At 45.1% G+C, this 26006-nt stretch carries 16 protein-coding genes; 3 read left to right on the forward strand and 13 right to left on the reverse strand.

Translation table 11 applies throughout. The annotated features are described in order from the left end of the window. Positions 1–142: 142 nt before the first annotated feature. Both EPX21_RS13335 and EPX21_RS13340 read left to right on the forward strand, forming a co-directional pair. On the forward strand, positions 143–409 hold the full coding sequence (locus tag EPX21_RS13335) for a PLDc N-terminal domain-containing protein (protein ID WP_134090192.1): 267 nt from the start codon (positions 143–145) through the stop codon (positions 407–409). Positions 410–597: 188 nt separating this feature from the next. Beyond that, positions 598–1326, forward strand: a complete 729-nt coding sequence (locus tag EPX21_RS13340) for a hypothetical protein (RefSeq protein ID WP_134090193.1) — start codon at positions 598–600, stop codon at positions 1324–1326. Positions 1327–1388: 62 nt separating this feature from the next. Here EPX21_RS13340 and EPX21_RS13345 read toward each other — a convergent pair whose 3' ends face one another. The 8 genes from EPX21_RS13345 to EPX21_RS13380 form a co-directional block, all read right to left on the reverse strand. Continuing rightward, complete coding sequence (locus EPX21_RS13345) at positions 1389–3221, reverse strand: alkaline phosphatase (protein WP_134090194.1); 1833 nt, start codon at positions 3219–3221, stop codon at positions 1389–1391. A gap of 5 nt (positions 3222–3226) precedes the next feature. After that, on the reverse strand, positions 3227–4765 hold the full coding sequence (locus EPX21_RS13350; RefSeq protein ID WP_134090195.1) for a SusD/RagB family nutrient-binding outer membrane lipoprotein: 1539 nt from the start codon (positions 4763–4765) through the stop codon (positions 3227–3229). Positions 4766–4781: 16 nt separating this feature from the next. Further along, positions 4782–8270, reverse strand: a complete 3489-nt coding sequence (locus tag EPX21_RS13355; protein ID WP_134090196.1) for a SusC/RagA family TonB-linked outer membrane protein — start codon at positions 8268–8270, stop codon at positions 4782–4784. A gap of 71 nt (positions 8271–8341) precedes the next feature. Then, a complete protein-coding gene (locus EPX21_RS13360; protein WP_134090197.1) occupies positions 8342–9328 on the reverse strand; it encodes a FecR family protein in 987 nt (328 codons plus the stop codon). A gap of 71 nt (positions 9329–9399) precedes the next feature. Further along, complete coding sequence (locus EPX21_RS13365; RefSeq protein WP_134090198.1) at positions 9400–9999, reverse strand: RNA polymerase sigma factor; 600 nt, start codon at positions 9997–9999, stop codon at positions 9400–9402. A 151-nt stretch (positions 10000–10150) separates the two neighbouring features. After that, on the reverse strand, positions 10151–11017 hold the full coding sequence (locus EPX21_RS13370; protein WP_134090199.1) for a family 16 glycosylhydrolase: 867 nt from the start codon (positions 11015–11017) through the stop codon (positions 10151–10153). Positions 11018–11094: 77 nt separating this feature from the next. Continuing rightward, the gene (locus EPX21_RS13375) at positions 11095–13089 is read right to left on the reverse strand and encodes a RagB/SusD family nutrient uptake outer membrane protein (RefSeq protein WP_134090200.1); all 1995 of its coding nucleotides are present in this window, start codon (positions 13087–13089) and stop codon (positions 11095–11097) included. Between the two features lie 12 nt (positions 13090–13101). Further along, a complete protein-coding gene (locus EPX21_RS13380; RefSeq protein ID WP_206106071.1) occupies positions 13102–16278 on the reverse strand; it encodes a TonB-dependent receptor in 3177 nt (1058 codons plus the stop codon). 307 nt (positions 16279–16585) lie between these two features. On the opposite strand from EPX21_RS13380, the gene EPX21_RS13385 reads away from it, so the two are divergent. After that, complete coding sequence (locus EPX21_RS13385; protein ID WP_134090202.1) at positions 16586–16867, forward strand: PD-(D/E)XK nuclease family transposase; 282 nt, start codon at positions 16586–16588, stop codon at positions 16865–16867. Here EPX21_RS13385 and EPX21_RS13390 read toward each other — a convergent pair. From EPX21_RS13390 to EPX21_RS13410, 5 genes are all read right to left on the reverse strand, one after another. Next, entirely contained in the window at positions 16855–20925 is a 4071-nt protein-coding gene (locus EPX21_RS13390; protein WP_134090203.1) for a two-component regulator propeller domain-containing protein, read from the reverse strand. The genes EPX21_RS13385 and EPX21_RS13390 overlap by 13 nt on opposite strands. Before the next feature lie 280 nt (positions 20926–21205). Then, entirely contained in the window at positions 21206–22831 is a 1626-nt protein-coding gene (locus EPX21_RS13395) for a sodium:solute symporter (RefSeq protein WP_134090204.1), read from the reverse strand. A 39-nt stretch (positions 22832–22870) separates the two neighbouring features. After that, entirely contained in the window at positions 22871–24022 is a 1152-nt protein-coding gene (locus EPX21_RS13400; RefSeq protein ID WP_134090205.1) for a four-carbon acid sugar kinase family protein, read from the reverse strand. Further along, positions 24019–25059: a 4-hydroxythreonine-4-phosphate dehydrogenase PdxA gene (gene pdxA, locus EPX21_RS13405; RefSeq protein ID WP_134090206.1), complete on the reverse strand. Its 1041-nt coding sequence runs from the start codon at positions 25057–25059 to the stop codon at positions 24019–24021. The genes EPX21_RS13400 and pdxA overlap by 4 nt, the downstream gene beginning before the upstream one ends. Continuing rightward, positions 25052–25990, reverse strand: coding sequence for a dihydrodipicolinate synthase family protein (locus EPX21_RS13410; protein ID WP_134090207.1), 939 nt, complete (start codon positions 25988–25990; stop codon positions 25052–25054). The genes pdxA and EPX21_RS13410 overlap by 8 nt, the downstream gene beginning before the upstream one ends. Positions 25991–26006: the final 16 nt, after the last annotated feature.

The following is a 26006-nucleotide window of genomic DNA, read 5'->3' on the forward strand; positions in this document are numbered from 1 at the left end:
GCAGCGAGCTTCAGATTGACTGATAATGGCTATTGCTCGGCCACTAACCTTGCGATATCTTTGCTGTTTACGAGTCAACGATTACAATAGAATTTTTATAAAATAAGATTAAACTTATATTAATTATCCAAAGCTCCATAAGATGATGGTGAACTTTCTAAACCTCGGCATGCCCGAAATATCTATTTTGATTTCCCTGTCCCTTTGGATGGTGCTATTCGCCGTTTCGTTTGTCAGATGTGTAACCAACAACTTTTTTACACCTACAGAAAAAGCCGTATGGGTTTTGGCAATTTGTTTAGCGCCATTTTTTGGTGCATTAGCCTATTTAGTTGCTTACGGGAAAGGACGAAAAGCGGTTAAAATTCGCCCCGAACACCGGAAGGAACGACTGTTCGGGCCTAACTGAGAATCAGAGCAACGTCACTATAGAAAAAATAAATAAGAAAATCACATTCCTATAAATACAACCAATAAGCAACTTTCCCGTCAGATTCCTCTTTGAAAATACCTGCGAGCCCAGCGGCTCTGTGCTTCGTTTTCGTTAAATTGTGTTAAATAACTGATTATAAGTATCTTTATTCTTAATTTCAGATTATGAAACCTTACGTGCTTGTTTTCATAAACGCAATTTTCTTTTCTGCGGCTAACAATTTACGTGCGCAGTCGGAAAAATCGGTGGTAGGCACCGTAGTGCTCAACCAAATCGACACACAGCAACGATGGAAGGTCAGTGATGTGCGGGTAGAAAATTTAACGGCACATAGGACTACAAAGCCAGACAATCTTGGCAATTTTTCTATAAGGGTACAAATAGGCGACTCATTAGCCTTCTATGTGGAAGGCCTGCCAAAGAAATGCAGCATCGTTAAAGGTTACGAACATCTGACGGTGTATTTGGACAGTACCATTCTTTTAGATGAGGTTAACGTAAGTGCGCAGCTTGATAAAACCGTCGATCTTATAGAAGTTGCGGAGAAATATAGTAAGCAAAACAGCATCTATTTCAATGGGAAACCACCGATAACTTTGTTGTCGCCTTTCGACGGAAGCCCGATTACCTTTCTGCGCGAATTGATCAGCAAAGACGGAAAGCGGGTAAGAAAATTCAACCGTATTATCCACCAACAATTAGAAATCAATGAAGTGGAGGCCAAATTTAACACAGAGGCCATAAGGCAAGTGATTCCCACTATAAGCGATGAGGAAGCAGACCGTTTTAAACTAGCCTATAAACCGGAATTAGAAAAGCTGAGAAACTGGTCGAGCTACGAACTACTCGAGTATATCAAACAATCGTATGAGCTATTTAAAAAAGAAAAATAAGGTAGAGAGTGTCTCCTATGTTTGTTGCAAGCAAATGTAGGAGACACCCCCAAGGAAAATAATTACTTAACCGACATTAACGCGGAGATGCGTTTTCCAATATCACTATTTTGCATAAAGCCCGTAAAGTTGGAGGCGCCTGCTCCGTAACTGTACACCGGAATTGGGGCACCTGTATGATCATTGGTGATAAACTCACCAAGCACAAAACCTTTCTTATAGTCGCCATCAACCAAAACGAGTCCACCCGTTTCATGATCGGAAGTCACGATTACCAGCGTACCTTCATGCTCATCTGCATATTGCAGGGCCCGACCCAACAAGGTATCAAAACTTAAATATTCTTCGATACATTGTGCAATTCTGTTGCTATGTCCACCGCCATCAATCTTAGCTCCTTCTACCATCATAAAGAAGCGATCATCTTGCTTCTCCATCCGGCGTAGAGCTAGGTCGAACGCTTCTTCCAACATATGGTAGTTCGTTGCAGGATCATCCTGTGCGAAGCAGATAAGCGATTTATCCAGCGGAACACGCTCAATTTCGCGTAGGTCGGAACGAATGATTACCCCCTTTGCTGTCAACTGCTGTTTTAATTTTGCGCTATCCGCGGCGAGGCTCGGGTGGCTTCCTCCGATAAAAAGTTTTACTGGACTTTTTAGCATGTCGTAAGCGATCGCCGCTGAGTGGTCCCGTTCGCTTTGATGTGCAAAGAACGCAGAAGGCGTAGCCCCAGTAAGCCGATCGTTAGTAAGAATAGCGCTTGGTATGCCGAACGCGCTTAGCTTTTCAGGCAAATTCGGCAGGGCATTGCCTGTACTATCGTTGCCAATATAACGATTCCGTGTTTTCTCGCCAGTTGCGAAAGCCGTCGCTCCGGCCGCCGAATCTGTGTTGTAATCGTCACTTGGCGCCGTATTCTGAAAACCGATATGCCTAAACTGCGTCATGTTGAGCTGTCCACCGTTTGTCGTAGCTGCTGCCCATTGCTGACTGAACCCCGCCCCATCACTAATAAGCAGAATCACTTTCTTCACGGGGCCTTCAGCACCGTCATGCTTATAGCTTGGCTGATACACCTCGTGTTCGTTTTTACGGGTATAACTATTCACCTCATATTTGTTTAAAAAAGAAGCCAAAGCATTGGGCGAATCGGTATTGAGGTAATCGACACCGAGCTTTATAAAAGCTTGCCAAGCAGTTTTGGTATCAGGGCAAGCCCAGAAGCGAACTGGCTTACCAAGGGCATGTATCGAATCGATAAAGTGCTTTACCTTCTTTCTCTCCGGCTCCACCATTCGGCCCAATCCATTCCATACGCTAAAAGCCTGAAAAGGCGCACTATAGCACGCTATTCTTTTAAGTTCATCATCACTATACTTCGTTTGAGCGCGTCCGTCGAAAAAAAATATAGGGTCGAAATGGCGAAAACGATCGGGTGCGGGCATATTACCACTAATTACCAAACGTACGGCATCTGGACGCTGACTCCCATCGAAATACTTTCTTATCGGTGCAAGCTGTTGCTCCAAAGCTTTCAGAGTAGGTTCCCCTTCGGTTTTCAGATCGATCAGAAACTGCAATCCACCGCCATCAGGGTATACCTTGTCGTTTTGCAGGGCCATTTGCTGTAACAACGGTTTTAAATAGAGGTTTTGAATGGTGTGTCCCGGCTTGATCTCCTTTTCTTCGTGCGCTACATAAAGTGAGTCGTTTTTTAAAAACACGTCGATCTCGATAGAGGCAAACCGATTAGCGTAGGCAGTATAAAAGGGCTGCACCTGCAGGTAGTCGTTATGAGCATGCGCATGCTTATTCACCGAATACTGTTGCGCTTGCGCGAGCAGCCCAGAACCTACCAAGCTGCACAGGCATATCCATTTTTGTATCTTCATCTTTTTTATGGTTGAAACCAAACTTTTGTATTATGGGTCGGCATGTTGCCTTCCATTGTTTCATTTACCCATTTAATCAAATTAGGGTTATTCTGTTCATTATCCGAATACACATACCGAACCGGGATAGGAGCAAGCACCGACGGCCCGGGCTTTAACTGCGGAAAACCGGTACGCCGCCAAGAGGCCCAAGCTTCATAACCATTCAAAAAGGCGTCGACCCACTGTTGTTCGGCTATCTGTTGTAAGGCCGTTTCTTCGCGAAGTGCGATATCGGTACGAGCCAAGAAGTTACTTGCTTCCACTTGGCTAATATAGGGCGTTTCTTCATCAGATGCCTGCCCTACCTGTGGCCACTTTGCCAGCGAAGCAGCAAGTGCTTCCTGATAAACCGCAGCAGCGTCTCCCTGTACGCCGAAATTACGGACAATAGCTTCAGCCTTCAGCAACAATAGCTCACTATAGGTGAAAAGAAAAGCCCTATTTTCCTTTCGGATTCGTTTTCCAAGAACACAAAAGTCGTCCTTATTTAACCCGGTTTGCTGATATAGGGCGTTTTGTTCCAACACGCTCAAACCCACTTGCTGCCCTCGGTACACATATGGCTGGGCGGGGTTGGCACGGTGTGCGTTATACGAATTTTTGGTAGGAGCTACATAGATCTTTAGCCGCGGATCTTCCACGCGTTGCAGCATGTCCACCATGGTTTCGCTCACGCGATCATTGCCGTCAAAATTGACACCGCTGCCATCTGCCGGCGGATTCAGAATAAACCAACGGTACAAATCAGCATTATTATTATATACCAGGGTTGCCTGATCTTCCACACGCTCAAACACGGGATATTCGGCAGGATTATTAAAAATAGCGCTTACCGCAGCGGAAACGTCCACTTTTTGCGACTCACGCATCAATATCCGAAGCTTTAAAGCATTTGCAAATTTTCGCCACGCCCGTAGATCACCGTTGTACAGAATATCGCGACTGATTGAGAGCGAAGGGTTGGCATTCTTTAAAAGTTGATTGGCCTGTTCGAGATCCGCAAGCATTAACGCGTAAACTTCTTGCTGTGCCTGATAATGGGGAAACTCCATTCCTGCTACATCACCTTTTCCTGCCTCATTATACGGAATATCTCCGTAGGCATCGCTCATGACCGACAGGATATAGACCTTGCAAATTAAGGCAACTGCTTCGTAATGAACTTGTTGATTTTCCTGAGCGAGCAGACGCAATTGGTTAACGTCTTTTATCAGCCTCATGGCGCCATTCCACTCTTCACGAAAGGAAGCGCCGGTTAGATTGTAGCGCCCGTCTTCCTCACTTGTGCCGCCCAAATAGGCTATATGCTGGACAAACTGCCCGGCCCTACTTCCGCCGCTAGCGGTCATGGTGTTCACGGCCCCGCTGATGATTGGCGGCAGCAGCATTTCCGGTGGTACGACATCGGGATTATTGGGATTGATATTTATTTCTTCAAAGTCTTTACACGATCCGAGTGTAAGCAAGAGGACCGCAAAGGAAAAGTAGATAAACGTCTTCATAACAGTAGCTTTTTCTCTAAAAGTTAATATTTAACGCAGCGCCAAAGCTACGCAATGAGGGAAGCGAAAAGGCTTCTAATCCCTGAAACTGCCCGTCATACCCAGATACTTCAGGGTCGATATGGGGTACGTCCGACCATAAGAGCAGGTTACGGCCAACAAGCGAGAAACTGGCTTGCCTTACAGGCGTCCGCTTCAACAATTTTTCGGGTAGGCGATACGTGATTTTTACTTCCCTTAACTTTAGATAAGAAGCATCAAAAGTGGCAATCCGATCGTTATTGTAATAGGCTCGCCAATAATCCCGCACCGTCACCTCGGTGGTATTGGGTTCACCGGTATCCAGGTCGATTCCTTCTCCAACCATCGTTCCGCCACCATTTTCATCCCTATTCGCCAGCGATTCGACCAAAGAACCACTGTTTATACCTTCAATATAGGTTCGTGAATGCACCACTCCGCCTTTCTGAAAGCCGAACAGAAAACTGAAATCAATGTTACGATAGGAGAACTGGTTGGTGATACCGCCGGTATAATCGGGGTTTATATTTCCCAAATAGCCCCAGTCGCCATTCTCTTCCTGCGGCAGGCCATTGCGATGCGTGAGGCTGCCATTCTGATAAATCAGGTAATCGCCGTACAGCGAACCAAAAGAGCCATCGCCTTTGGTATTTTCTGTGCGCATCTCTAAAGACGCCCAACGTTCAAGCTGTCGAATGCGTGAAATACCCAGATCTTCGGCTAAATAGAGCACACGGTTTCTGTTCAATCCAAAATTCACATTAACATTCCAGCTAAATTGATTTGCTTTTATGGGCGTTACATCGACCATCAATTCGATCCCCTCGTTTTTCATTTTTCCTACGTTCATCAGCTTGGTATCGTAGCCAGCAGAAGGGTTCAACGTAACGGGGATAATTAGGTCGGTAGTGGTACTCCTGTAATAGGTAAAGTCGATCCCTACCCGATTGTTGAAGAAGCGCGAATCAAAACCAAATTCATAAGAACTGACCTTCTCGGGCTTAATGTCCGGATTGGGATAGTTGTTATTATGCACAGCTACTGTTTCCCCATTCCATCCTTGTGTAACCTGGAAGTTGGGAAGCGTTTGATAAGGCTCTAAATCGCGGCGTACCGAAGAGATACTGCTTCGTAATTTTAGGTAACTCAACGCGTCGCTTCGCCAGCCGAAAAGTTCCGTAGCTACCATACTGAGCGAGGCCGACGGATAGAAATAGGACCTGTTTTTTTTCGGCAGGGCACTTGACCAATCGTTCCGGCCGGTGAGGTCTAAAAAGAGAGCGTCCTTGTAGCCAATTTGGGCAGTTCCGTACACCGAGTTGATCTTTTTCTGCTGACGGATGTTACCGGCAACAATAGGTGATGCGTTATTCGTTAGATTGTACACATTGGGTATGGAAAGGCGATCTACAATGGCTCCCAGCCTTTTAGACTCTTGGTTCATTAAATTCCCTCCCAAGGAAGCGTTTACGCTAAAGTCGTCATTGATTTTCGTATTGTAAGAAAGCAGGGCGTCGTGATTCGTTTCCAGAAAATAAACATCGTCTTCCTGATAATAGCCATTAACATACTGCGCCGAAGACACCGCATGGCGCATGGTGCGCTTATCGTTATAAAAATCGCGACCAGACCGTAGCATAAGACTTAAATTCGGCAAGAAATTATAGCTAAACTTCACATTTCCATACACCCGATCGCGGTTATTACCATTTAGATTTTCATAAGCAACGAAATAAGGATTGTTTAGCCGACTGCTGTTCAGTCCCCAAATGGGCGAAAGTTGCCGGGTACGAAGCGGGCCATCAGACCAATAGTCACGCAAACTGTTTACATCAACATTCCGGGGCATAAACAGAAATATTTTCATGATCGCATCGTCGTTTTTGGCGCCATAACTAGCCCTGTTATCACTGCCCGAGTTTACATAATTCATATTCACATCTACCTTCAACTTCGGCGTAATGGCGTAACCGGCATTCAAACCAATGGCATTGCGCGTCAAATCAGTATTTGGCACGATTCCGCGTTGCGATGTATTGGTATAAGAAAAGCGGAAATTCAGCTGTTCATTGCTTCCGGCAATGGCGAGGTTGTTTGTAAAAGTTTTTCCGGTCTCAAAAAAGTCCTTCAGCTGGTTAGGATAAGCAACAAACGGTGTGGCGATACGTTCACCCGTATTCGGGTCAATCGGCGAATCGAATTGGGGTATTAACTGGCCCCCAAGTCGTGGGCCCCAATTCTCCATCACGTTATCATTCAATCCTCCCCCCATCCCATCGAGATAACTGTATTGCCCATCGCGCCCCTGCCCATATTCATATTGATAGTCGGGCAGCTTAAGCGGCGATTCGGCGCTGGCCTGCGAATTGAAGCTAACACCAACACCTTTGGTTCCCTTGCCCGACTTTGTAGTAATTAAGACTACGCCGTTTGCCGCGCGCGAACCATACAAAGCCGCTGCATTCGGCCCTTTCAATACGGTTATACTTTCGATATCGTTCGGGTCAAGTTCCCCGGCAGCATTTCCATAATCGACTTCCCCTTCGCCCGCTGTGAAATTCGGATTGTTAAAGTCTTGTCGTCCGGTATAAGCCCGTGTAGATTGCTCATTGTTGTTACTAATAGGCACACCGTCTACCACAAACAAAGGCGAGTTGTTATAATTATAACCGCTCACGAAGTTTTGACCACGGATTTGTATATTGGCCGATGAACCGATGCCACCGTTGGAATTGGTAATCCGAACCCCCGCCACGCGGCCATTTAAGGTATTAAGCAGATTCGTTTCATGCGACTCCTGAATAGTTTGACCTTCTACTTTTTGTTGCGAAAAGCCGATGGACTTCGCGTCCCTCGATATACCTAAAGCGGTAACGACTACCTCATTTAGTGGGTTATTATCCTCTTGCAGCGTGATATCGATTTGTGTTTGGCCCGCTATCGTAGCCTCATGGGGACGATAACCGATGTAGCTAAAAACCAATACACTTTGCGGCCCCGGCACGGTTATTTGATAATGTCCGTTATGATCTGTTACCGTCCGCTGTGCCGTCCCCTTGACCAGCACATTTGCCCCCGCTATGGGCGTGTTTGTGGGTGCGTCGCGTACTTGCCCCCTTACGGTTAGCGTTTGATTGGCACGATGAAGGGATATGGTCCCCCCTTCTTCTTCAAAGGCAATCTGTGCTGGTTTAAATAAATCCGTTAGAATATCCGAAAGTTTGCTGTTTTGGTAATGTACGTTCTGTAAAACCAAGTTTTCCAATCGTATATCTTCGGTAAATGCAAAATCTACCGCCGCTTTCCGTTCTATTTCCTTCAATAAGGTAGATGCATTTACTTTGTTAAAAGAGAGCTGAATCCGTTTCTCCAACCCTTGTCCCGGTGTTTCTGCGAACGTAGCGGTAGATGCCGCACATAGATTAACCAGCAGAACAAGCGATTGAACACATCGCTGCTTAAAGCGCCAACGTTTTAATTTCATTTGCGTTAATGGTTGAGATTATTAAAAAATTGTTTGTTTTCTTTTTCAGGTTAGATAATAGACCTACACATTTAGAAGATGCTCAAGTCACCATTGGCCTCCTTTCTATACTGTTTGTTCAACATATGACAGATGATTCTTATTGTTTGCGAAGCATTGCGATTGTATTTTAGCTTCAAGGTGTAGTGATTGTTACGTACTATTGAATCGTTGCTTTGTAACGATACGCCATAGACATCACGAAAAGCAAGCGCAAGCTCTGAAAAAGAGACTTGCTCTAAAGCCACGGTTCCCTCGCGCCAAGCAGCATTCGAATTACCTACTAGCTTTGTAAACTGCTTACTTGGCAGATCGTAACTGTAACCCTCGTCTTTACGCAGCAAAAACGTTTGCCCTTTCGCTTTGTCGCTGATTTGGACTTTTCCCGTGCTAACAGCGACCTCCACCTTCTGTCGGTGATTATAGGCTTTTACGTTAAACGACGTGCCCAGAACCTGTACCAACAGATCGTCTGTTCGTACGAAAAAGGGACTCTGTGTTTGCGGCTTAACATCGAAGAAGGCTTCTCCCTGCAAAAAAACCGTTCGCTGTTCACGGCCATATTCCTTCCTTACATCCAACGCGGAGTTAGCGTTTAAGGTCACGGTCGAGCCGTCCGGCAACTTACAGCTCCGTTGCTCTCCTGGCCCGGTAGTGAAGCGTGTGGAGACGCTCCATACAACGTTAGCGGCATGAACCGTTCCCTTCTCCGCCGGCCTGTCTAGTAACCACCAAGCGCCACCGAGCAGTAAAACAATAGCGGCGGCCACCTCCAACCAAGGGCGGAAGCGTCGCGACCAATCCTTTTTCAGGGTGGGCCTTTCCGAACAAGAACCTGTTAAATGCTCGCTCAATCGAGCCTTAACGCGCCTTTTTCCCTCCTCGGTAGGTAGGGCTTCTTCCTCAGGTACCGTATTTTCGAACGAGTCGTACCAAACCTCCACCAGCCGCTTTTCGACATCAGAACCTTCACCTGCGTGATACCTTTTTAGTAAACTTTTATAGACGCTAAATTTCACACCTTTTGCTTTTGTACCCTTATAGTGTGCAAAACGGCCAGTCTATACTTCAAGAAAAGATGGTTAAATTGTTAACTTTTTGTAAACAGGACAGCGAGTAAAGCATAGAGAGGCAGATCGGGATAGGTCTCGGTAAGCTTGCCTTTTAAACGCCGTAAAGCTTCTGTATGATTGTTACGCACGGTTTGATCGGCCAATTGTAAGGCCTCCGCTATTTCAGCAACACTGTAATCTTGCATGCGCAACAAAAAAATCTTGCGCATGTTTTCGGGGAAGGCGCTGACTACTTCTGCAATCGTTTGTTGCAGGGCTGTCACTTCCATTACACCCAAAATAGTATCTTCCACTTTCTCCATCTGGTGAAATAGATGTATTTGTAGTTCCTCTTCCCTCGCCTGTTGACTTGCCCAGTAAATGATTTTATATTTGAGCATAGCGCCCAGGTAATTGGCAAGGTCATGCTGAACGTGCAGTCCACGCCGCTGCGTCCATAGGTCGGCAAACACATCTTGAACCATATCTTCCGCTAACTCGCGGTTTCGAAGGCGGTAATAAGCGCGTTTATAAAGCTCCTCCCAATGGAATTCAAAGAGCTGTTCAAAAGCCGCGGCATTGTCATTCCGCATGCTTTCTATTAAGGTCTTCTCACCTATTTTGGAGATAGCTTGCATTTTGTATTAGTCTTACAGCAAAGATAGATAGGCTATATTATGGCAACGTTAAATCTTTTTTATAAGCCCATAAATAAAAAATCGCCTGTCAGGTCGATTACCCAACAGACGTAAAAGTACCTGAGAACGAGTGAATGTGAATCAAGGCAGACTATTGCCTTTTCTGATAGACCCTTACATAATCCACTTCAAAACGATTGGGAAATTCGGTATCACCTAATTCACCCCCATTAATTCCGCCCATCGCGAGGTTTAAAAGGATATAGTGCGGCTGTTTAAAAGGATTAAAACCCGTGCCGTCTCGGTTAACCAATTCTTCCAGCGCAACCTTATTTAACAACATGTCGTCTACATATAAAGCAATGGCTTCCTCATCCCAATCCATTCGCCAGGTATGAAAATCGGCCGCCCACTGCTCACCGCCCAGCTCTTTTACCGGCTTGGTTTTGCTGTACCATTTGGCCTGGTAGGGTTTCTCTGTCCCACAAGCTATATTGGCGAGAATATTGCCTTTGTAATATTCCATAATATCTATTTCACCGTTTGAAGGCCATTGTTTAGCAATCCCCAAAGTCCAGAATGCCGGCCAAAGTCCGGCGCTGATATTGATGCGTCCCCGCATTTCAAATCTACCATATTGCCAGCTATGCAAGTCGCGGGTATTGATGGAAGAAGACGTATGGGTAATGGTCGGTCTATTTTCATTCCACTTTTCGCTTCCCTCCACGTAATTTGGATTAGGCTTGTCCTCTTTGCGAGCTTCGATAATAAGCAAGCCGCCTTCACACCAGGCATTCTCTTTCTGATACCATTGCTCTTCCTTATTGCGAACAAAGCCTTCTTCAAATTTCCAATTGGCTGCTTTAGGTGATCCAATATCATTAAACTCATCTGCCCACACTAAATGATAACCTTCATTTTCATATTTCGTTGCTGCAAAACGGTCTTTGTCTTGGGAAAAAGCGGTTAAAAAGTGAGATGTAAAAAGCAAAATCAACGGTACAATAAAGGTATTCATCAGTATTAAGTTTATGAGTTAGTTTTTAAAGGTAATATAATGAAATAAAAAAATGATCAGCCATCAAAAACGTATTTTTAATAACCAATTGCGGGACTCCCTCCTGTGGTAGGCCATCCAGGATTTTGATATATAATGGACGATGCAGGACTTCCATCCGCAGTGGTAATAAGAAGATGCTGTACGGCTATTGGGCTCAGATAGTGCGCCATTGCCCATCTCAACCCTTCATAAGACAAGGTATTACTTCTGATTTCCAAGGGCAAAAGATACTCACTCCTTTGCGGATCAGATACAATCGCATTGTTGTTAGCGGCGCCATAGACAAGCTGGTTAGCATTATACCACGACTGCATCGGCCCCCATAATTTAAAGCCTTCCGCATGGTAAGGATTGTTGATTAGCTGATCCATCGCGCGCCAGCGTTTCAGATCCATAAAGCGTAATCCTTCGGCCATGAGCTCATTCTTGCGTTCCCTCCGAATATTGTATAAGGTAGCGTCAACTAGTTGACCCGCAGAATACGCTCCCCAGTCTCTCGTCTCCATGGCAACGCTGGTCGCTGCAATTGTTTTATCGATATCCGCATCGACGCCCGCCCTTTCGCGGATTTGCTGCCAATAAGTCCGGGCATTCCCATCTAAACTTCCTGTACGCTCATAACACGCTTCTATGTAATTCAAGTAAGCTTCCACTGCCCTGAATGTAATGCTTCCTGTATACCCTTGTCCGTTATTGCAGTAAATCGCATCGTAATTTAGACCTTTCCTGATAGTATAACCAGTGGTATATTTTTGTTCCCAGCCAGACTCCCATATGCGCGGGATAGGTTCAATTTCGGTAGCATGCGTACCCATAGACAAATTGGCCAAAACATTTCGTTGACCGGGCTCTTTCAGAAAAAGGTGTAGTCTTCCATCCCTATTGGCGCGAACATCGGCAAGGTAGTCGTCCCCGGCATAACCACTCCCTGCGGCATAAATAGGTAAGCCATTGGCCATCAAGAAGCTCTCCACCATTCCGCGGGTTAAACCCACGGCGTAGTTGCCAGCCTGCGCCATTACCGGAACATTATGCGTTACCAGGGAACGATTATACTCGCGCCAAAGCAACACCTCGCTGTAACCCGACATATCCTGTGCACTGAACATACTGAAATACGGATTCTCATTATTCAATGACTCGATAATTCTCGTATTCTCCACGAGTTGAACACTGCTCGCAACTTCCCGCGCAGCATCCATTGCCTGCCCTAGAAGGTAGTCGATCTCTTCATCGATGCTTCCCGCCGGAAACTGGTAATTAGCATTATCCGCTTGTGAAGCACCGGGCCATTCCGGCCCTCCGGGAACAAATGCTGTACCCTTAAAATATTTGAGCCATGTCCCTTCAAACAATGCTACGCGCGACTTCATTAATTGAGCCACCGGTTTAGAAATTCTGTTTTTCCTCCCGTCGGGCGCGGTAACCTTTAATAACGTGATCGCGGAATCCAGATCCGACAATATGAAGCGTGCGACTTCTGTGCGTGGCATTCGTTTACTGGCCTCGACAAGGACTTCACTATTATCCGGAAATGTAGTCTTTACGATTGGAAAATCACCCAGTTCCTGCAATTTGTTAAAATATTCAAATGCCCTTAAAAAGTATATTTCGCCGATAAAATGATTGATGTTCTCGGCAGTTCCGGTTATGGTTCCGGCTTGCCACCTTGGAATTACCGTTTCCAGAAAGTAGTTCATCTGATAAATATTTGAAAAATCCCAAGCACCACCGGTAGCATCCACTCGCCATTGCCCCGGAATATATTTATTGTCCAGACTTGGGGTAATCATATTATCGGTGTTTCCATCCGTACCGAAAGTCCCGAAAGAATAATTGCCATGCGATGGCAGAATGCCATAACGGTCAATTGCATAGGCGCCCAATTGTGATTCTTCCCATAGATAGTTCTCCGGTGTAATATCAGACAGTGGTTCCTGATCCAGAAATTTTTTACAGGAAAAAAGACTGCCGATTGTAAGCAACAGACATAGGCTGAGCGCTAAATTCTTTTTATTTACGTTAATCATCTTCTTTATTGATTAAAAAGTAACACTTAAACCAAAAGAGATTACCCTTTGTAAGGGGTAAAGACTCCCGTTATCCCCTCCATCGATCGTTTCCGGATCAAACATACCGGCGACCTTCGATTTGGTAAACAGATTTTCTCCGGAGGCATATACGCGAAGCGACTGACAAGCAAAGCGACTTACCCAGCTTTGTGGAAAGGTATAGCCAAGCTGGAGATTCTTCAAACGAATATAGGAAGCGTCTTGTAAGTACGCCGTTTGGGTCTCACGGTTTCGCGATGAACCAAAGGTCGGCCGCGGATAATAAGCATCGAGGTTCGCTCCGAGCGGATGGCTTTCATCGTCCCGGAAATAGTCGACATGGTCTACAAAGCCGGTTGACCACCAGATATCGTTCGTTGCACCCCAGAAAAAATAGCTATCCTGAAAATAATCTCTTTTCAAAACTCCTTGGAAAAAGGCGCGAAGATCGAAGCCTTTATAATCCAGATTTAAATCGAATCCCACACTATAACGTGGCGTACTATTTCCAATCAATTTACGATCCCCCGGATCACCTTCCGTCCAGCTACCCCAATTGATTACCCCATCCCCGTTCAGATCTCTATACATGATATCTCCTGCACCCCATTGGGCCCCCAGCGCATCTTGTCCTCCGTTAGGCAAGCTTGCCAAATGTGCATCCATTTCTGCTTGTGTTTTGGCTATGCCAATGGTCTCATAACCCCAAATTTCATTAAGTTTCTGCCCCTGTCGATTGTAGTCGAACGACCCTGTAGCATTCGCATACTTTAAAATCGTACTTTGGTTGTCGGAAAGTAAGAAACGAGCGCTATAACCCAAGCCATTCTTTAAACGATCTGCCCAGGTAATCTCGAATTCAAATCCAACCGTCTTCATATCTGTATTATTGGTTGGGGGCACGCCTGTCCCCAAAACAGCTGGCAGTTCGACCCCGGGCTGCACAACACCTATTGTTTTTCTTGTATACCAATCAAAAGATCCCGTCAATCGATTATTGAAGGCACCCCAGTCGACTCCAACATTCACACTATTCACCGATTCCCAGGTAAGTGTTGAGCTGACCAATCCCGGTGCACCTGCCGTATTAGGTTGGGCATTATTGATTAGCCAGCTCCCATTGGCCGAGCCGACGGGCATGGTAACGTAAGTGGGATACCAAACTTTTGTATCCTGATTACCGAGTTCGCCATAAGAGCCTCTAAGCTTAAAATTGTTGATCACGCCAAGATTATCTTCCCAGAAGCCTTCTCGTGCAACATTCCATCCGGCAGAAACCGACGGAAACCAACCCCATCGCGTATCGGAACGGAAGCGCGATGAGCCATCGTACCTCAGATTCGCCTCCACTAGATACTTGCCATCAAAATCGTAATTTAAACGTCCAAAAAAGCCTGCAGTAGCCCAGTTTTGATATTGCCCCGAAACAGCCGGAGCTACGACATTTCCTTCTGTATCAATACCTGAAGTCGTATTAATCGTCGGCAGCGAAGGAACAATGATTCCGTTCCGTTGCACACTTAAATCTCTGTATTTCGTTTGCTCAGCCTGAAATCCAAGCATCATTTTCATATGATGCTTTTCAGCAAAGCTTCTAGCATATTCAGAGTAAATGTTGGTATTCAGGTAGTTTTCTTTAAAGCCATATTCATAAACATTCGATGTATATTTATAGAGGTAGGGAGCCCCATTAACATCATGGTTATAGGCCTGTTGCGAATCCCAGTGCCGAAAGTCGTTCCGAATTCTATAATTAAATTCACCAAATGTGCGCCAGCCTTTGATGGGTTCCAGCACAATCTGAAGTTGCTGGTACAAATAGTCTTTCACAGTTTCGTCAATACCCCCGTCTTGCATTAGCAAGGCCGGAGAAGGAGAGCTAAAAAGATATCCATTCGGATCGTACAAGGGTAATGTCGGCCAACCCTGTCGGCCCAGGTCATTATAGAACCCATCGGTTAAACTTGCTGGGCGCTGATATTCATCGCGTAAAAAGCGCCCGCTATAGTTGACCGAAACCTGATCGGAAATTTTTGAATTTATCTTCGCCGTAAGCGTATAACGATTATAGAAATCCTGATTGAACCGCATCAAGCCGTTCTGGTCCATGAAGTTTCCCGACAGATAATAGGTCGTCTTTTCGTTACCCCCATTTAAACTGAGGTTATGTTCATGGGAAAAGCTATAGTCTCTGTACATGGCTTGGTACCAATCGATATTGTCATTCCCGTAAGCATATCCCTCACCCCAATACTGTGGATTGTTTGGGTTCGGAATGGTAGATGCTGTAATAACACCTGCTTGGTAATCACGAATACGCTGCAGATGCTCTTCACTAAAATGTGGCGTGCTGTTACCATTGATCCCCGCATCATTAAAATAGAGTGCAAAGGTATAGGAGTCCATCATTTTAGGTAATAATACCGGACTGCTATACCGGAAATTATTATTGTAGTTGATCTGCGTCTTACCTGCTTTCCCTTTCTTTGTGGTGATGAGGATGACGCCAAAGGCCGCTCTTGAACCATAAATTGAAGAAGCAGATGCGTCTTTAAGGATCGAGACATTTTCAATATCTTGCGGGTTCAACAGGTTTATAGACCCTTCCATTCCATCGATGAGTACCAGCGGACTTGCGTTTGAGTTGGAGGAGCCCAAGGTACCCGCACCGCGTATATTGATGCTGGGATTACTTTCCAGCGACCCATTGCTTTGTGAAATATTTAATCCGGCCACAAGTCCCTGAAGCGCTTGTGACACGTTCCTTACCGGTCTGTTGGCCAAGGCTTTCGAGTCGACCGTCCCTACCGCTCCCGTTAAATTCAATTTCTTCTGCGTACCAAAGCCTACTACAACAACCTCTTCCAGGTTATTTCCTTCTCCTTGGCCGAGGATTACATTCAACAAATAATTCCCTTGCTCATCGGCTTGTTCTGCGGAAAGGTCTACCTCTTTTGTGGTGTATCCAATGTAGGAAAACACCAAAACAGTTCCAGGTTCAGCATCCAATTTAAACACGCCCTGATCAGTAGTTTGGGCAAGCGATTGATTCGTTCCTTTTGCACGGATCGAAACGCCGGGTAGTGGCCCTTGCGCGTCTTTTACGATACCACTAACGCGTATACTTTGTGCTGCTGCGAGCGTTACATTTAAAAGTAATAAAGCCATTAACAACAGTTTCCTGTTTCGAAGGCAGAACGCCTTTGGCTTTCGCTTCGTTTCATAAAAACATCTCATAATATTCTTGGTTGGTTTCTTTTATGGCCGAACGGTGATAGGTTTATACCTTTCAGGCTATTACACCGCAATTTTGAAGGTTTTTTTAAAAACAGCAGGGGGGATAATTAGGTAATTTTAGGGGGGATAATCGTATTTCTATATTTTCCCTTTTTCGTTCACTTTGTTCATTTTGCTCTCTGGTTCTTACGACGAATGCCAGATACATACCTTTACCCTAATCTAAACGCGATATACGGTGAGCAACTTTCAACCTAAGCCGGAAAAATATATAGACCCATTGAATGACTGGGGATTCCGTTATTATTTTGGTGAACCGAACAAAGAAATTTTGATGGCCTTTCTGAACGATCTTTTTGAGGGAGAAAAACGAATTATCTCCCTTGAATTTGGTCCTACAGAGCATGACGGAGATGAAGGTGAAATCTTATACTGCCTGATTTACTATTCTTATATGATTTGGCAAGCAATTGACCCGCAGCAAATAGACCTTAACTTCCTATTTAATCAGCTTAACTGATACTTCTTTTGAAATGCGTTTCTATATTTACGAACGTACTCAGAGGGTTTCATGCCAAATTCCTTTTGGAACTGCTCACGAAAATACTTCAGATCGTTAAAGCCCGCAATAATGGTCACTTCGCTGATATTGACATCCTCCTTTAAAAGCGTTTGTGCCGCCTTCCGCAGTTTAACGAAACGCATAAATTCATTAGCTGTACGTCCCGACAGCCTCTTTATTTTTTTATAAAGTGCCGAATGGCTCATGCCGATTTCCGTTGCAAACTCCTTAATAGTAAACTCCTGATGTAGGTGATCCAGAATAATGTTTTCGCAGCGTTGCAGAAAGGCCACCTCTTCTTCTGATATACTTTCCTGCTTCGACAGAGTAATCTCTTCAAAGAAGTTCTCCTCCATCGTCTGCCGCTGTCTTAGAAGAGCCTGTACCCGCGCCTGCAGGTGATCCTCATTAAAGGGCTTGCTAATATAGTCGTCAGCACCCAGTTCTATGCCTTTAAGCTTGTTTTCCTCTGAGGTGCTGGCGGTCAGCAAAATTATTGGAATTTGCCGCCATCGTTTACTGGCCTTCATTTTCTCAACAAAGTCGAGTCCACCCGTTCGGGGCATCATCACATCGCATAACACCATATCCGGAATTTTATTCGCTAAGCTAAGAAGTGCTTCTTCTGCATCGCAAAAAGCAATGATTGAAAAGTCCATTTCAAAGAAAAGATAAAGGTAATTGATAACTTCCTTATTGTCATCAATGATCATCATTAGGGGTTTCGTATTGACGAGAGCGGCCGGTTCCACTGTGTTGCGCTCGTCATAAATCGATTCGTCTGAATACAGAGACATTATGGGCTCTTCGAGGAGTTCCTCAAGAAAAGTCGATTTATGCCCGATATCTTCGTAAATAAGATGGTCTGCGATATGACTCCGTCCTCTAGGCAACGATAGTACAAACGTAGCCCCTTTGTGCTGCATATCCAAATACTGCAAACTGCCTTGATGGTCTTCGGCAAACTTCTTAGACAAATATAAACCGATTCCAAATCCACTCTGCTGCGTCTGTGCGTGCCTTGCAAATTTTTGGAAGAGATCTTTCTGCTGCTCTTTTGCAATCCCACAGCCACTGTCTTCTACTCTTACCTGGACTTCCTGCGCGGAATAACGTAGCTGTAATCTTACGAAGCCTCCTTTGGGAGTAAACTTGAAAGCATTGGTCAGCAGATTAAATAGGATGATTTCTATTTTTTCGCGATCGGCATATATAGGTTCGGCCGATTCGGGCAATTCCAAATAAAAATCGATCTGCTCTAGCAAGGCCTGCTGCTCATAACATTGATAGATTTCCTGACAAAGCTCGCCGAGGTTTAGCGAAACAGGCTTTAAGCGATCCAATTCACTCTCCGCTTTTTTAAACAGCAGCAATTGATCCACCATGCTCAACAAACGCTTGCTATTTCGGTATATTCCCTGCAACGTCGACTGATCCGCTGGATTATTTCTCAGTAGGGCTCTGAGCGGATTAATAATGAGCGTTAGAGGCGTGCGGATCTCATGCGAAACATGGGTAAAAAAGGCCATTTTCTTTTCGTTCAGCTCGTGTTCCTTTTCTTTTTCCAATTTGGCCCGAGCCACCTCGTACCGCAATTGTAAACTGTTTCTTCGGTAACAGCGATAGGAAAAAAGCAACGCGCCCACTGTAAGGACATACAGCCCGTAAGCCCATCTAGTGGCCCACCACGGGGGCAATACGCGCACATACAGTAGCCTTTCCGCCTTAGTCCACTCACCATCAGCATCGGAAGCCTTAATATGCAGAACATATTTACCGGGCGGTAATTTTCCATAATTAGCGCTACGGCTGTGCCCTACATAATTCCAATTCTCTTCCCAGCCTTCGAGATAAAAGGCATAGTTTATCTTATCCTGAAAGCTGTAATCGAGGGCGGCAAAATCCACCGATAAAACAGCACGATCGTGCGGCAGCTCCAGTTCGAGAATCTCACTTAACTCCTTCGCATTGACATTTAAGTCAAGAGTCTGTATCGGCTTGTTATTTATTCGGATAGCTGTAATATGTAACGGCGTATTGCAGGAGACCGATTTAATGTTTTCCGGACGAAAGATATTGAATCCTTCAATACCCCCAAAAAGCAGCTCACCCGTTGACAACTTCAAGGCCGCATTATAGTTGAACTGGTTGCTTTGCAAACCATCGGCAGCGAAAAAATTCCGAAAACTTTTACTTTCCGGCGAAAATTCCGACAAGCCGTTGAAGGTACTTAACCACAGGTGGTGTCGTTTGTCTATCACTATATTCAGCACTGAGTTTTCCGGCAAACCATCCAGATCCGCATAGGTTTTAAAGTCTCCCTTTGCTTTATCAAAAAGTTTGAGGCCCTGGCCCTCAGTTGCCACCCATAGCTTCCCATCGCCACCTGGCTTAATATCACGTACCGCGCTGCCCATGCCAAACCATTCGTGCTGCTTACCCACCCGATCGATCTTTATTAAACTATTGAAATTACCCCCCCATAACTGCCCTTCTTCATCTTCAGCGAGCGTCAGTATATTGGTAAGCTGGTGATCTACCAGTTCGAATATATCCTCTTTGCGGTTAAAACGATAGAGGCCGCCGTCCGAAAGGGCGCTGGCCCAAATACTTCCCTCGCGGTCTTTATAAAGAGACCATGTGTTTACTTCTTCATAATTATATTCGCTGTTAAAGCAGGTATATCGTTTAAACTGGTTTGAAGAACGATCAAGCTTGTTAATCCCCCCTCCATAAGTAGCCGCCCAGAGATTTCCTTCTTCATCCATCACCATATTTACGACATAATTGTCACTTAGGCTCTGCCGATTTTCCGGGTCATGACGATAATTGGTGAAGGCATTTGCCCTTCTATCCCACAAACTTATTCCTGCACCATCAGTCCCGATCCAAATGTTATTGCTATCTTGTTCACAGAATGAGAGGATAAAATTGCTGCTAAGTGCTTTCGCACTATGGCTATTTCGGCGCACGGACGAGAAGCGGTTGGCTGTTTTATCTAAAATATTGAGGCCGCCTCTTAAGGTACCGATCCATTTGCGGTTCAAATTATCGGTATAAATTGCATAAACGGCAGCGCTGGATAATTGGTTTGGGCTTTCTCCTGCCGAAAAATGCAGGAGTTCTTTGGTTTTTGGATCGATACTGAACACTCCAGAGCCATCTGACCCCGCCCATACAATTCCTGACAAATCTAAACTGATACTCGTAATAGGCCGATGACCGACCGCAGCGTTGTATTTATAGGTAAAGGAATCATTTCCCGTTTTTTCAAATTGGTGCAACCCGTTGTTATTACCTATCCAGATTGCGCCCTCATGATCAAGCATCATACAGTTGGCCTGCCAAACAGCCCCATTGTACAGCTCCAGCGCGCCGCGTTCCACATTGTAACGGCATAAACCGACATTTTGCACAAATATCCATAGCCTATGATTTCCGTCTACCGCCGCTGCTTGTGCATGAAAAGCGTATATCATTCGGCCTTCCCGTTGAAGGGGGATTTGATGTGCCTCCTTTGCCCCCGCTTCATAGCGGAATAGCCCTTCTCCCGCTGTACAGACTAATAGGCTGCCATCCTGCAACTTCAACAGCGCATTAATCGGATGAGTGATTTTTTTTTGGATAAGCTGCGAATTGTTCTGCGGACTATAATATAAGGGAAAAAAGGACAATTTCGATTTGTCTAGGCGATAAATGCCCTGCTTTGTTCCCACCCACAGGTTCCCGTTTCCATCTTCGTCAATAGCGGAGATTCGATTGTTTGGCAAGGACAGCGAATCACGCAGGTTGTTTTTGAATACCTTAAATTCGTATCCGTCGTAACGGTTAAGGCCGTCGAAAGTTCCTAGCCACATAAATCCGTAGCGGTCTTGATAGATCGTTGTAATGGAATTGTTTGATAAGCCTTCCCGCAGCCCTATTCGTTTAAACTGCGCATTAACCGTCAAACAAACGTTTATTAACAGCGCTGCGACGAAGGCTATCTTGCAATATGGCGGGTTTAAGTAAGACATGGCTGTAGGCTTTTTGTGCTAGTTCATTCAAACATAAGCATTACCCAGCTAAAATCAAATAGCAATCCGCTTAATAGTCTGACTTCACAGCTTTCCGCCGCTAGCCTTCCCTTAGCTTAAACCCAGATTACGCGTTAGGAATTAAAACGAAAGGGAATGATCCAAAACAGGCATGAAATAGGGAACGAGACATACTGCGGTATGGCGAATGAGCTATTGAAATGGATGTAAAGGAGCATTTCATTGCAGTTCATGAGCTAATGCGTATTCTGGGTTAAACTCATTCCTGATATAATTTATACGCGCTAGTTGTAGGCCGTTCCAGATGTAGGCGGTTGCTCTTTTCCTCCTGCCTTTTCGCTTTTTTCCATTTTGACCACCCACTGTATAATAAATTTTCGTTGATGGCCGGCTTGGGGAAGAATAAGCTGCAAATATAACCTACTACAACAACCAGCACATGACTATATACTCCAAGCATCAGTTTATGGTGTGTAAAGTTGAAGGCACCCAAATCTAACAACTTGCGTTTTTCGGCACCAACGCCAATTTCCGTAGAGGTTAAAAGTGCATAGGCAGTAAAAAATATGCACGTTATAATCGCTATATTCACTCCTTTTTCATTTGCTCTACTCGAAAACAATCCCAATAGGAACACCCCCACAATACCCCCCGAAAAAATAGCATACAAAGTAAAGATAACCCCTAAAATGCCTTCACTTCCTAAAAAAGCATACACAAATCCGATTGATATGGTAATCAATCCCGAAAACAGGACCATCCACCTGCTACTTGCCAAATAGGCGCGATCTGTCTTTCCTGGACGCATTTTCTTATAGTAATCCTCTACACCTACCGCTGCCAGTGAATTAAGGTCGGCACTTAAACTACAGATAGCGGCCGAAATCATCGCGGCTAACACAAAGCCAACTACGCCTGTCGGCAGCTCGGTCATAATAAAATAAGGGAATACGCTGTTCGCGTTCACATGAGCGGGCAGTGGTTGCTGCGTATAGTAGACGAAAAGCGCGGTGCCTATCAACATAAACAAAGCCCAAACAGGCACAGTAAGCAGGATACCAAGCAAGGAGGCACCGATGGCCCCTTTATCTGTCTTAGCTGTTAAATAACGTTGCACAACCGTTTGATCCGTACCATATTTCTGTATACCATAGAAAAGCCCGTTAATGGCTACCACCACAAAGGTCAGGTGTTTAAAATCGAAATCGTAAGGGCCAAAACCGGTGCGATGATTTAGCTGCGCAACATGCCAGACTTCCTGCACGCCACCGTCTACCGCAAAAAAGATCAACAATAAACAGATGATACCACTTACAAAAAGCATAAAGCCCTGAAATACATCCAGCCAAATTACCGCCTCAAGTCCGCCAAGCAAATTAATCGTGATGATAATCGCCCCCGTACCTGCAATCACCCAAAAGGTGTTCGCGCCCGTCATACTGCTTAGAGCAACCGCCAGCAGGTATAGCACCGTGCCCATGCCCGAGAATTGGCGTAGCACAAAGGCGATGGAGCTGTAATAGCGGGCAAACAGACCAAAACGCTTTTCAAAGTACTCGTAAGTGCTTAATCCAATTACTCTTCTGTACATCGGTACAATAAACCATATACTCACCAGCAAGACAACGGGCACCATCAATCCCTGCACCAACAATATCCAATTGGAGGTGAAGCCTTCGCTGGGATAACCTAAAAAAGTGACACTACTTATCAGTGTCGCTAAAAGCGAAATTCCAATGGCCCAGGAAGGAATGCGGCCTCTTGCCGAAAAAAACGAGTGGGTAGACGTTTGATTTTTTGCATAACGCATGCCCATATACAGCGTTATCATAATCACGATCACGATGATACCGTAATCAACCGCCCCTAATGCAGTTTTATTCATAATTTGGTTGTTTTTATTATCAGTTAGTATATTGGTATATTACAGTATAAACCAAGAATAACTACCCGGCTTTAAAGTTATCCATATTTCTGGATCTTTATGCATATTGCAGCGAATTACCCCTGGACCTAATTCTTCTAAGGGCTTTAATTGAGTAATGTGCCGCTGTGCTAAGATAGCGTCCGCGGTTGCGCCGCCTTCTATCACAAGCTCGCGAACGAAAACTTCGTTCAATAAATTGTGAACCGCCTGGGCCATTTGCTCTCTTAAGAAACAGGGAGTTAAGCTTAGGCCCCTCAGTCCCTCGTTATCAAAGGCGACTATTGCTTTTTGGTGACAAGCGATCGCAGCCTTTACACGTTCTATCCAGTTATTCAGCAATTGCCCGTTCATTTTTTCTCCGGGTTGAACAATAGGAAGATAACATACCGGTTCATTAGCCATTCGCCAAGCCTGTACACGCTGTACGCTCTTCTCATAATTGCTACCACAAACGTATAAACAAGGCCGATTAAACCCAGAAAAGGTATCGCTCGCATCCTCTTTTTGGAAACCTTGTCCCGCTATCTTCTGTGTTAAAAAAGCAATGAAGGCCGAAGATCCGCCCGCAAGCAACACATCATCCGGCACAAGCTGTATCCATTTCTCTACGTCCTCTTCGGTGAGCACTTCTCCCACAACAATGCCTTCTTCCGGAAAAATATCACGCCATGCCATTACCTGTACCTCTTCCCCTGCCCCCAACATGTGCAACACATCTGCGTTCTTTATCGGAAATTCAGGATCTTTTGAGAAGTGTGTTTCATGTATTTCCTGGCCTTGTACATAGTATTTCCCATTTTTGATTATTCGTCCTAAACGCGGATTTGCAGGAAGCAATAAAGCTCGTTTCATGTGCGTGTTAACAAGCTGCATATTTATTTCTGCCGTTACGTGTCCTCTCAATACGGAATCGACCTTTTTAAATAAAAACGAGTAAGGCAGCTGTTCTATCCATTTTAATGCACGACTGAGCTGTTCCATAGCCGCTTCTATCATAGAGCGGGTGTTGATATTGATTACCAGCAGATCGGTCTCCGTGGAAAAAGCGACGCCTATTTGATTCGCAATTTCTACTCGCAGGTTATAACGTAAGCCGATACCTCCTAGTTCGGCAGCTCCGGTCAGATCGTCTGCAATTACAATAATCATATGCCGTAAATCTTGTTTAGTGCTAACTGCGTGGCAGCTTCAATGGCCAGTAACATGGCATCGTGACTGGCAACTCCTTTTCCCGCTATTTCGAAGGCCGTTCCATGGTCAACCGACGTACGAATAATCGGCAAACCCATCGTTATATTCACCCCTTTTACGCTGTCCATTTGCTGCTTTTCAGCATTCCATTTGAAACCGGTCAGTTTGAAAGGGATATGTCCTTGATCGTGATACATCGCCACAATCCCCCCGTAGTAGCCCGTGGCTGCTTTAGAGAAGAGGGTATCGGCCGGAACAGGTCCTTCTACATCGTAGCCTAATTGACAGGCAGCTGCTACGGCAGGCGCTATTTCCAATGCGTCTTCCGTACCAAACAGGCCTGAATCGCCTGCATGGGGATTTAGGCCCGCTACGCCAATCTTTAAATTCTTTACGCCCAAGCTCCTTAGACCTCCCTGTAACAACTCGATAACTTCTAAGATCCTTTCTTTCTTTACTAAATCACAAGCTTCTCGCAATGAAACATGGGTTGAAACATGAATAACCCGCATTTTTTCTTCCACCAGCAACATTGCATATTTTTTTGTATTGGTGTAATGGGCATAAATTTCAGTATGTCCGGGATACGGATGCCCCGCTTCGCTGATCGATTTTTTATTAATGGGCCCGGTAACCGTTGCATCAATCGCGCCCTCCATTGCCAAGTCAATCGCCTTTTTTACCGACTGGAAGGCTGCATCTCCCGCCGCAATCGATATTTGTCCGAAATGAATGGCATCTAAATCCGCCGGGCCCAGATCGTAGACATCGAGTTGCCCAACGACAAATTGAGCTTCTTCTATTCGCTTTATAGGGTTTACGGAAGCAGGGAGCGCCAAGGCTTCTATGATATGCTGAAATACATTTGCATTTCCAATCAGTATCGGCCGACATATATCATAAAGCGGTTTCGAAAGCATGGCCTTCACAGCGATTTCCGGCCCAATACTAGCCGGGTCGCCCATAGTAATTCCGATGATTGGCTTTTTAGGCATGATTGTAAATATTCAGTTTTATTCCTTCGTCTTTCACAAGTTGCTGAAATGACTCCTTCAAGACATGCACCTCTTCTGAAGAGGCACCCTGCAGCGGAGGCATTACATGTGGCTCACATAAACCAACAGACTGCATTAATACTTTCAAAGCCCAGAGCGATTCGCCTAATGTTCTCCCTGTTTGGTAAAGGTTACCCAATAAATCCGATTGACGCTGATAATAATACGCTTTTCCTTCTGATCCCTCTGCAACAGCCTGCGATAAACCGTCATAGATAGAAGGTGCCAAATTACCGGTGCTAGGTACCAAACCATCGCTGCCATGCAAAAGGCCATAAGCCGATTTCGCTGCCCAGCCGAGTAGATGGCTGAAGTCGGACCGATCGGCCCAACGTGCCAAGGATTCCTGAAGGCGTTCTTCTGAACGCTCTGAATCTTTCGTCGCCACAATATTTTCATGTAAACTCAATTCGTCCAATAAAGGAAGCGGAATAGACATATGTGTTGTAGCCGGTATATTATAAATAACCATGGGGCCAGCAATATGATCCGCTAATTGAAGAAAATACTTTTTAATCTCGTGTTCAGACAGTTTATAATAAAAAGGCAAGGTAGCCACTACCGCGTCCGCTCCAAACTCAAAGCACCGTTTTGAAAACTCGATCGTTTCCTTCATTGAATTGGACGATATGCCTACGTAGAGTTTATGTTCGGTAGATCGAATGCTGGCAACAGTCTCCAGATACTCTTGCTTTAATTGACTGGTGAGCAATGCAGACTCGCCTGTCGTACCCAAAATAAAAGGAGATGCGTTAAATTGTCTTAAATTTTCTAAAATCCGGGCAACCGCTTCTCGGTCCAGTTGATAATTGGTATTAATCGGCGTAACTAAGGGAACAATGGTACCATGATATTTCTTTTTTGTTTTCATCTGTGAATCATTTGTT

It is taken from the genome of Olivibacter sp. XZL3, assembly GCF_004368405.1.
Taxonomy (GTDB): domain Bacteria; phylum Bacteroidota; class Bacteroidia; order Sphingobacteriales; family Sphingobacteriaceae; genus Olivibacter.

Bases quoted from the DNA above. Each gene is read 5' to 3' on its own strand.
- EPX21_RS13335 (WP_134090192.1), top strand. From the start codon at position 143: ATGATGGTGAACTTTCTAAACCTCGGCATGCCCGAAATATCTATTTTG.
- EPX21_RS13340 (WP_134090193.1), top strand. From the start codon at position 598: ATGAAACCTTACGTGCTTGTTTTCATAAACGCAATTTTCTTTTCTGCG.
- EPX21_RS13345 (WP_134090194.1), bottom strand. From the start codon at position 3,221: ATGAAGATACAAAAATGGATATGCCTGTGCAGCTTGGTAGGTTCTGGG.
- EPX21_RS13350 (WP_134090195.1), bottom strand. From the start codon at position 4,765: ATGAAGACGTTTATCTACTTTTCCTTTGCGGTCCTCTTGCTTACACTC.
- EPX21_RS13355 (WP_134090196.1), bottom strand. From the start codon at position 8,270: ATGAAATTAAAACGTTGGCGCTTTAAGCAGCGATGTGTTCAATCGCTT.
- EPX21_RS13365 (WP_134090198.1), bottom strand. From the start codon at position 9,999: ATGCAAGCTATCTCCAAAATAGGTGAGAAGACCTTAATAGAAAGCATG.
- EPX21_RS13370 (WP_134090199.1), bottom strand. From the start codon at position 11,017: ATGAATACCTTTATTGTACCGTTGATTTTGCTTTTTACATCTCACTTT.
- EPX21_RS13375 (WP_134090200.1), bottom strand. From the start codon at position 13,089: ATGATTAACGTAAATAAAAAGAATTTAGCGCTCAGCCTATGTCTGTTG.
- EPX21_RS13380 (WP_206106071.1), bottom strand. From the start codon at position 16,278: ATGGCTTTATTACTTTTAAATGTAACGCTCGCAGCAGCACAAAGTATA.
- EPX21_RS13390 (WP_134090203.1), bottom strand. From the start codon at position 20,925: ATGTCTTACTTAAACCCGCCATATTGCAAGATAGCCTTCGTCGCAGCG.
- EPX21_RS13395 (WP_134090204.1), bottom strand. From the start codon at position 22,831: ATGAATAAAACTGCATTAGGGGCGGTTGATTACGGTATCATCGTGATC.
- EPX21_RS13400 (WP_134090205.1), bottom strand. From the start codon at position 24,022: ATGATTATTGTAATTGCAGACGATCTGACCGGAGCTGCCGAACTAGGA.
- pdxA (WP_134090206.1), bottom strand. From the start codon at position 25,059: ATGCCTAAAAAGCCAATCATCGGAATTACTATGGGCGACCCGGCTAGT.
- EPX21_RS13410 (WP_134090207.1), bottom strand. From the start codon at position 25,990: ATGAAAACAAAAAAGAAATATCATGGTACCATTGTTCCCTTAGTTACG.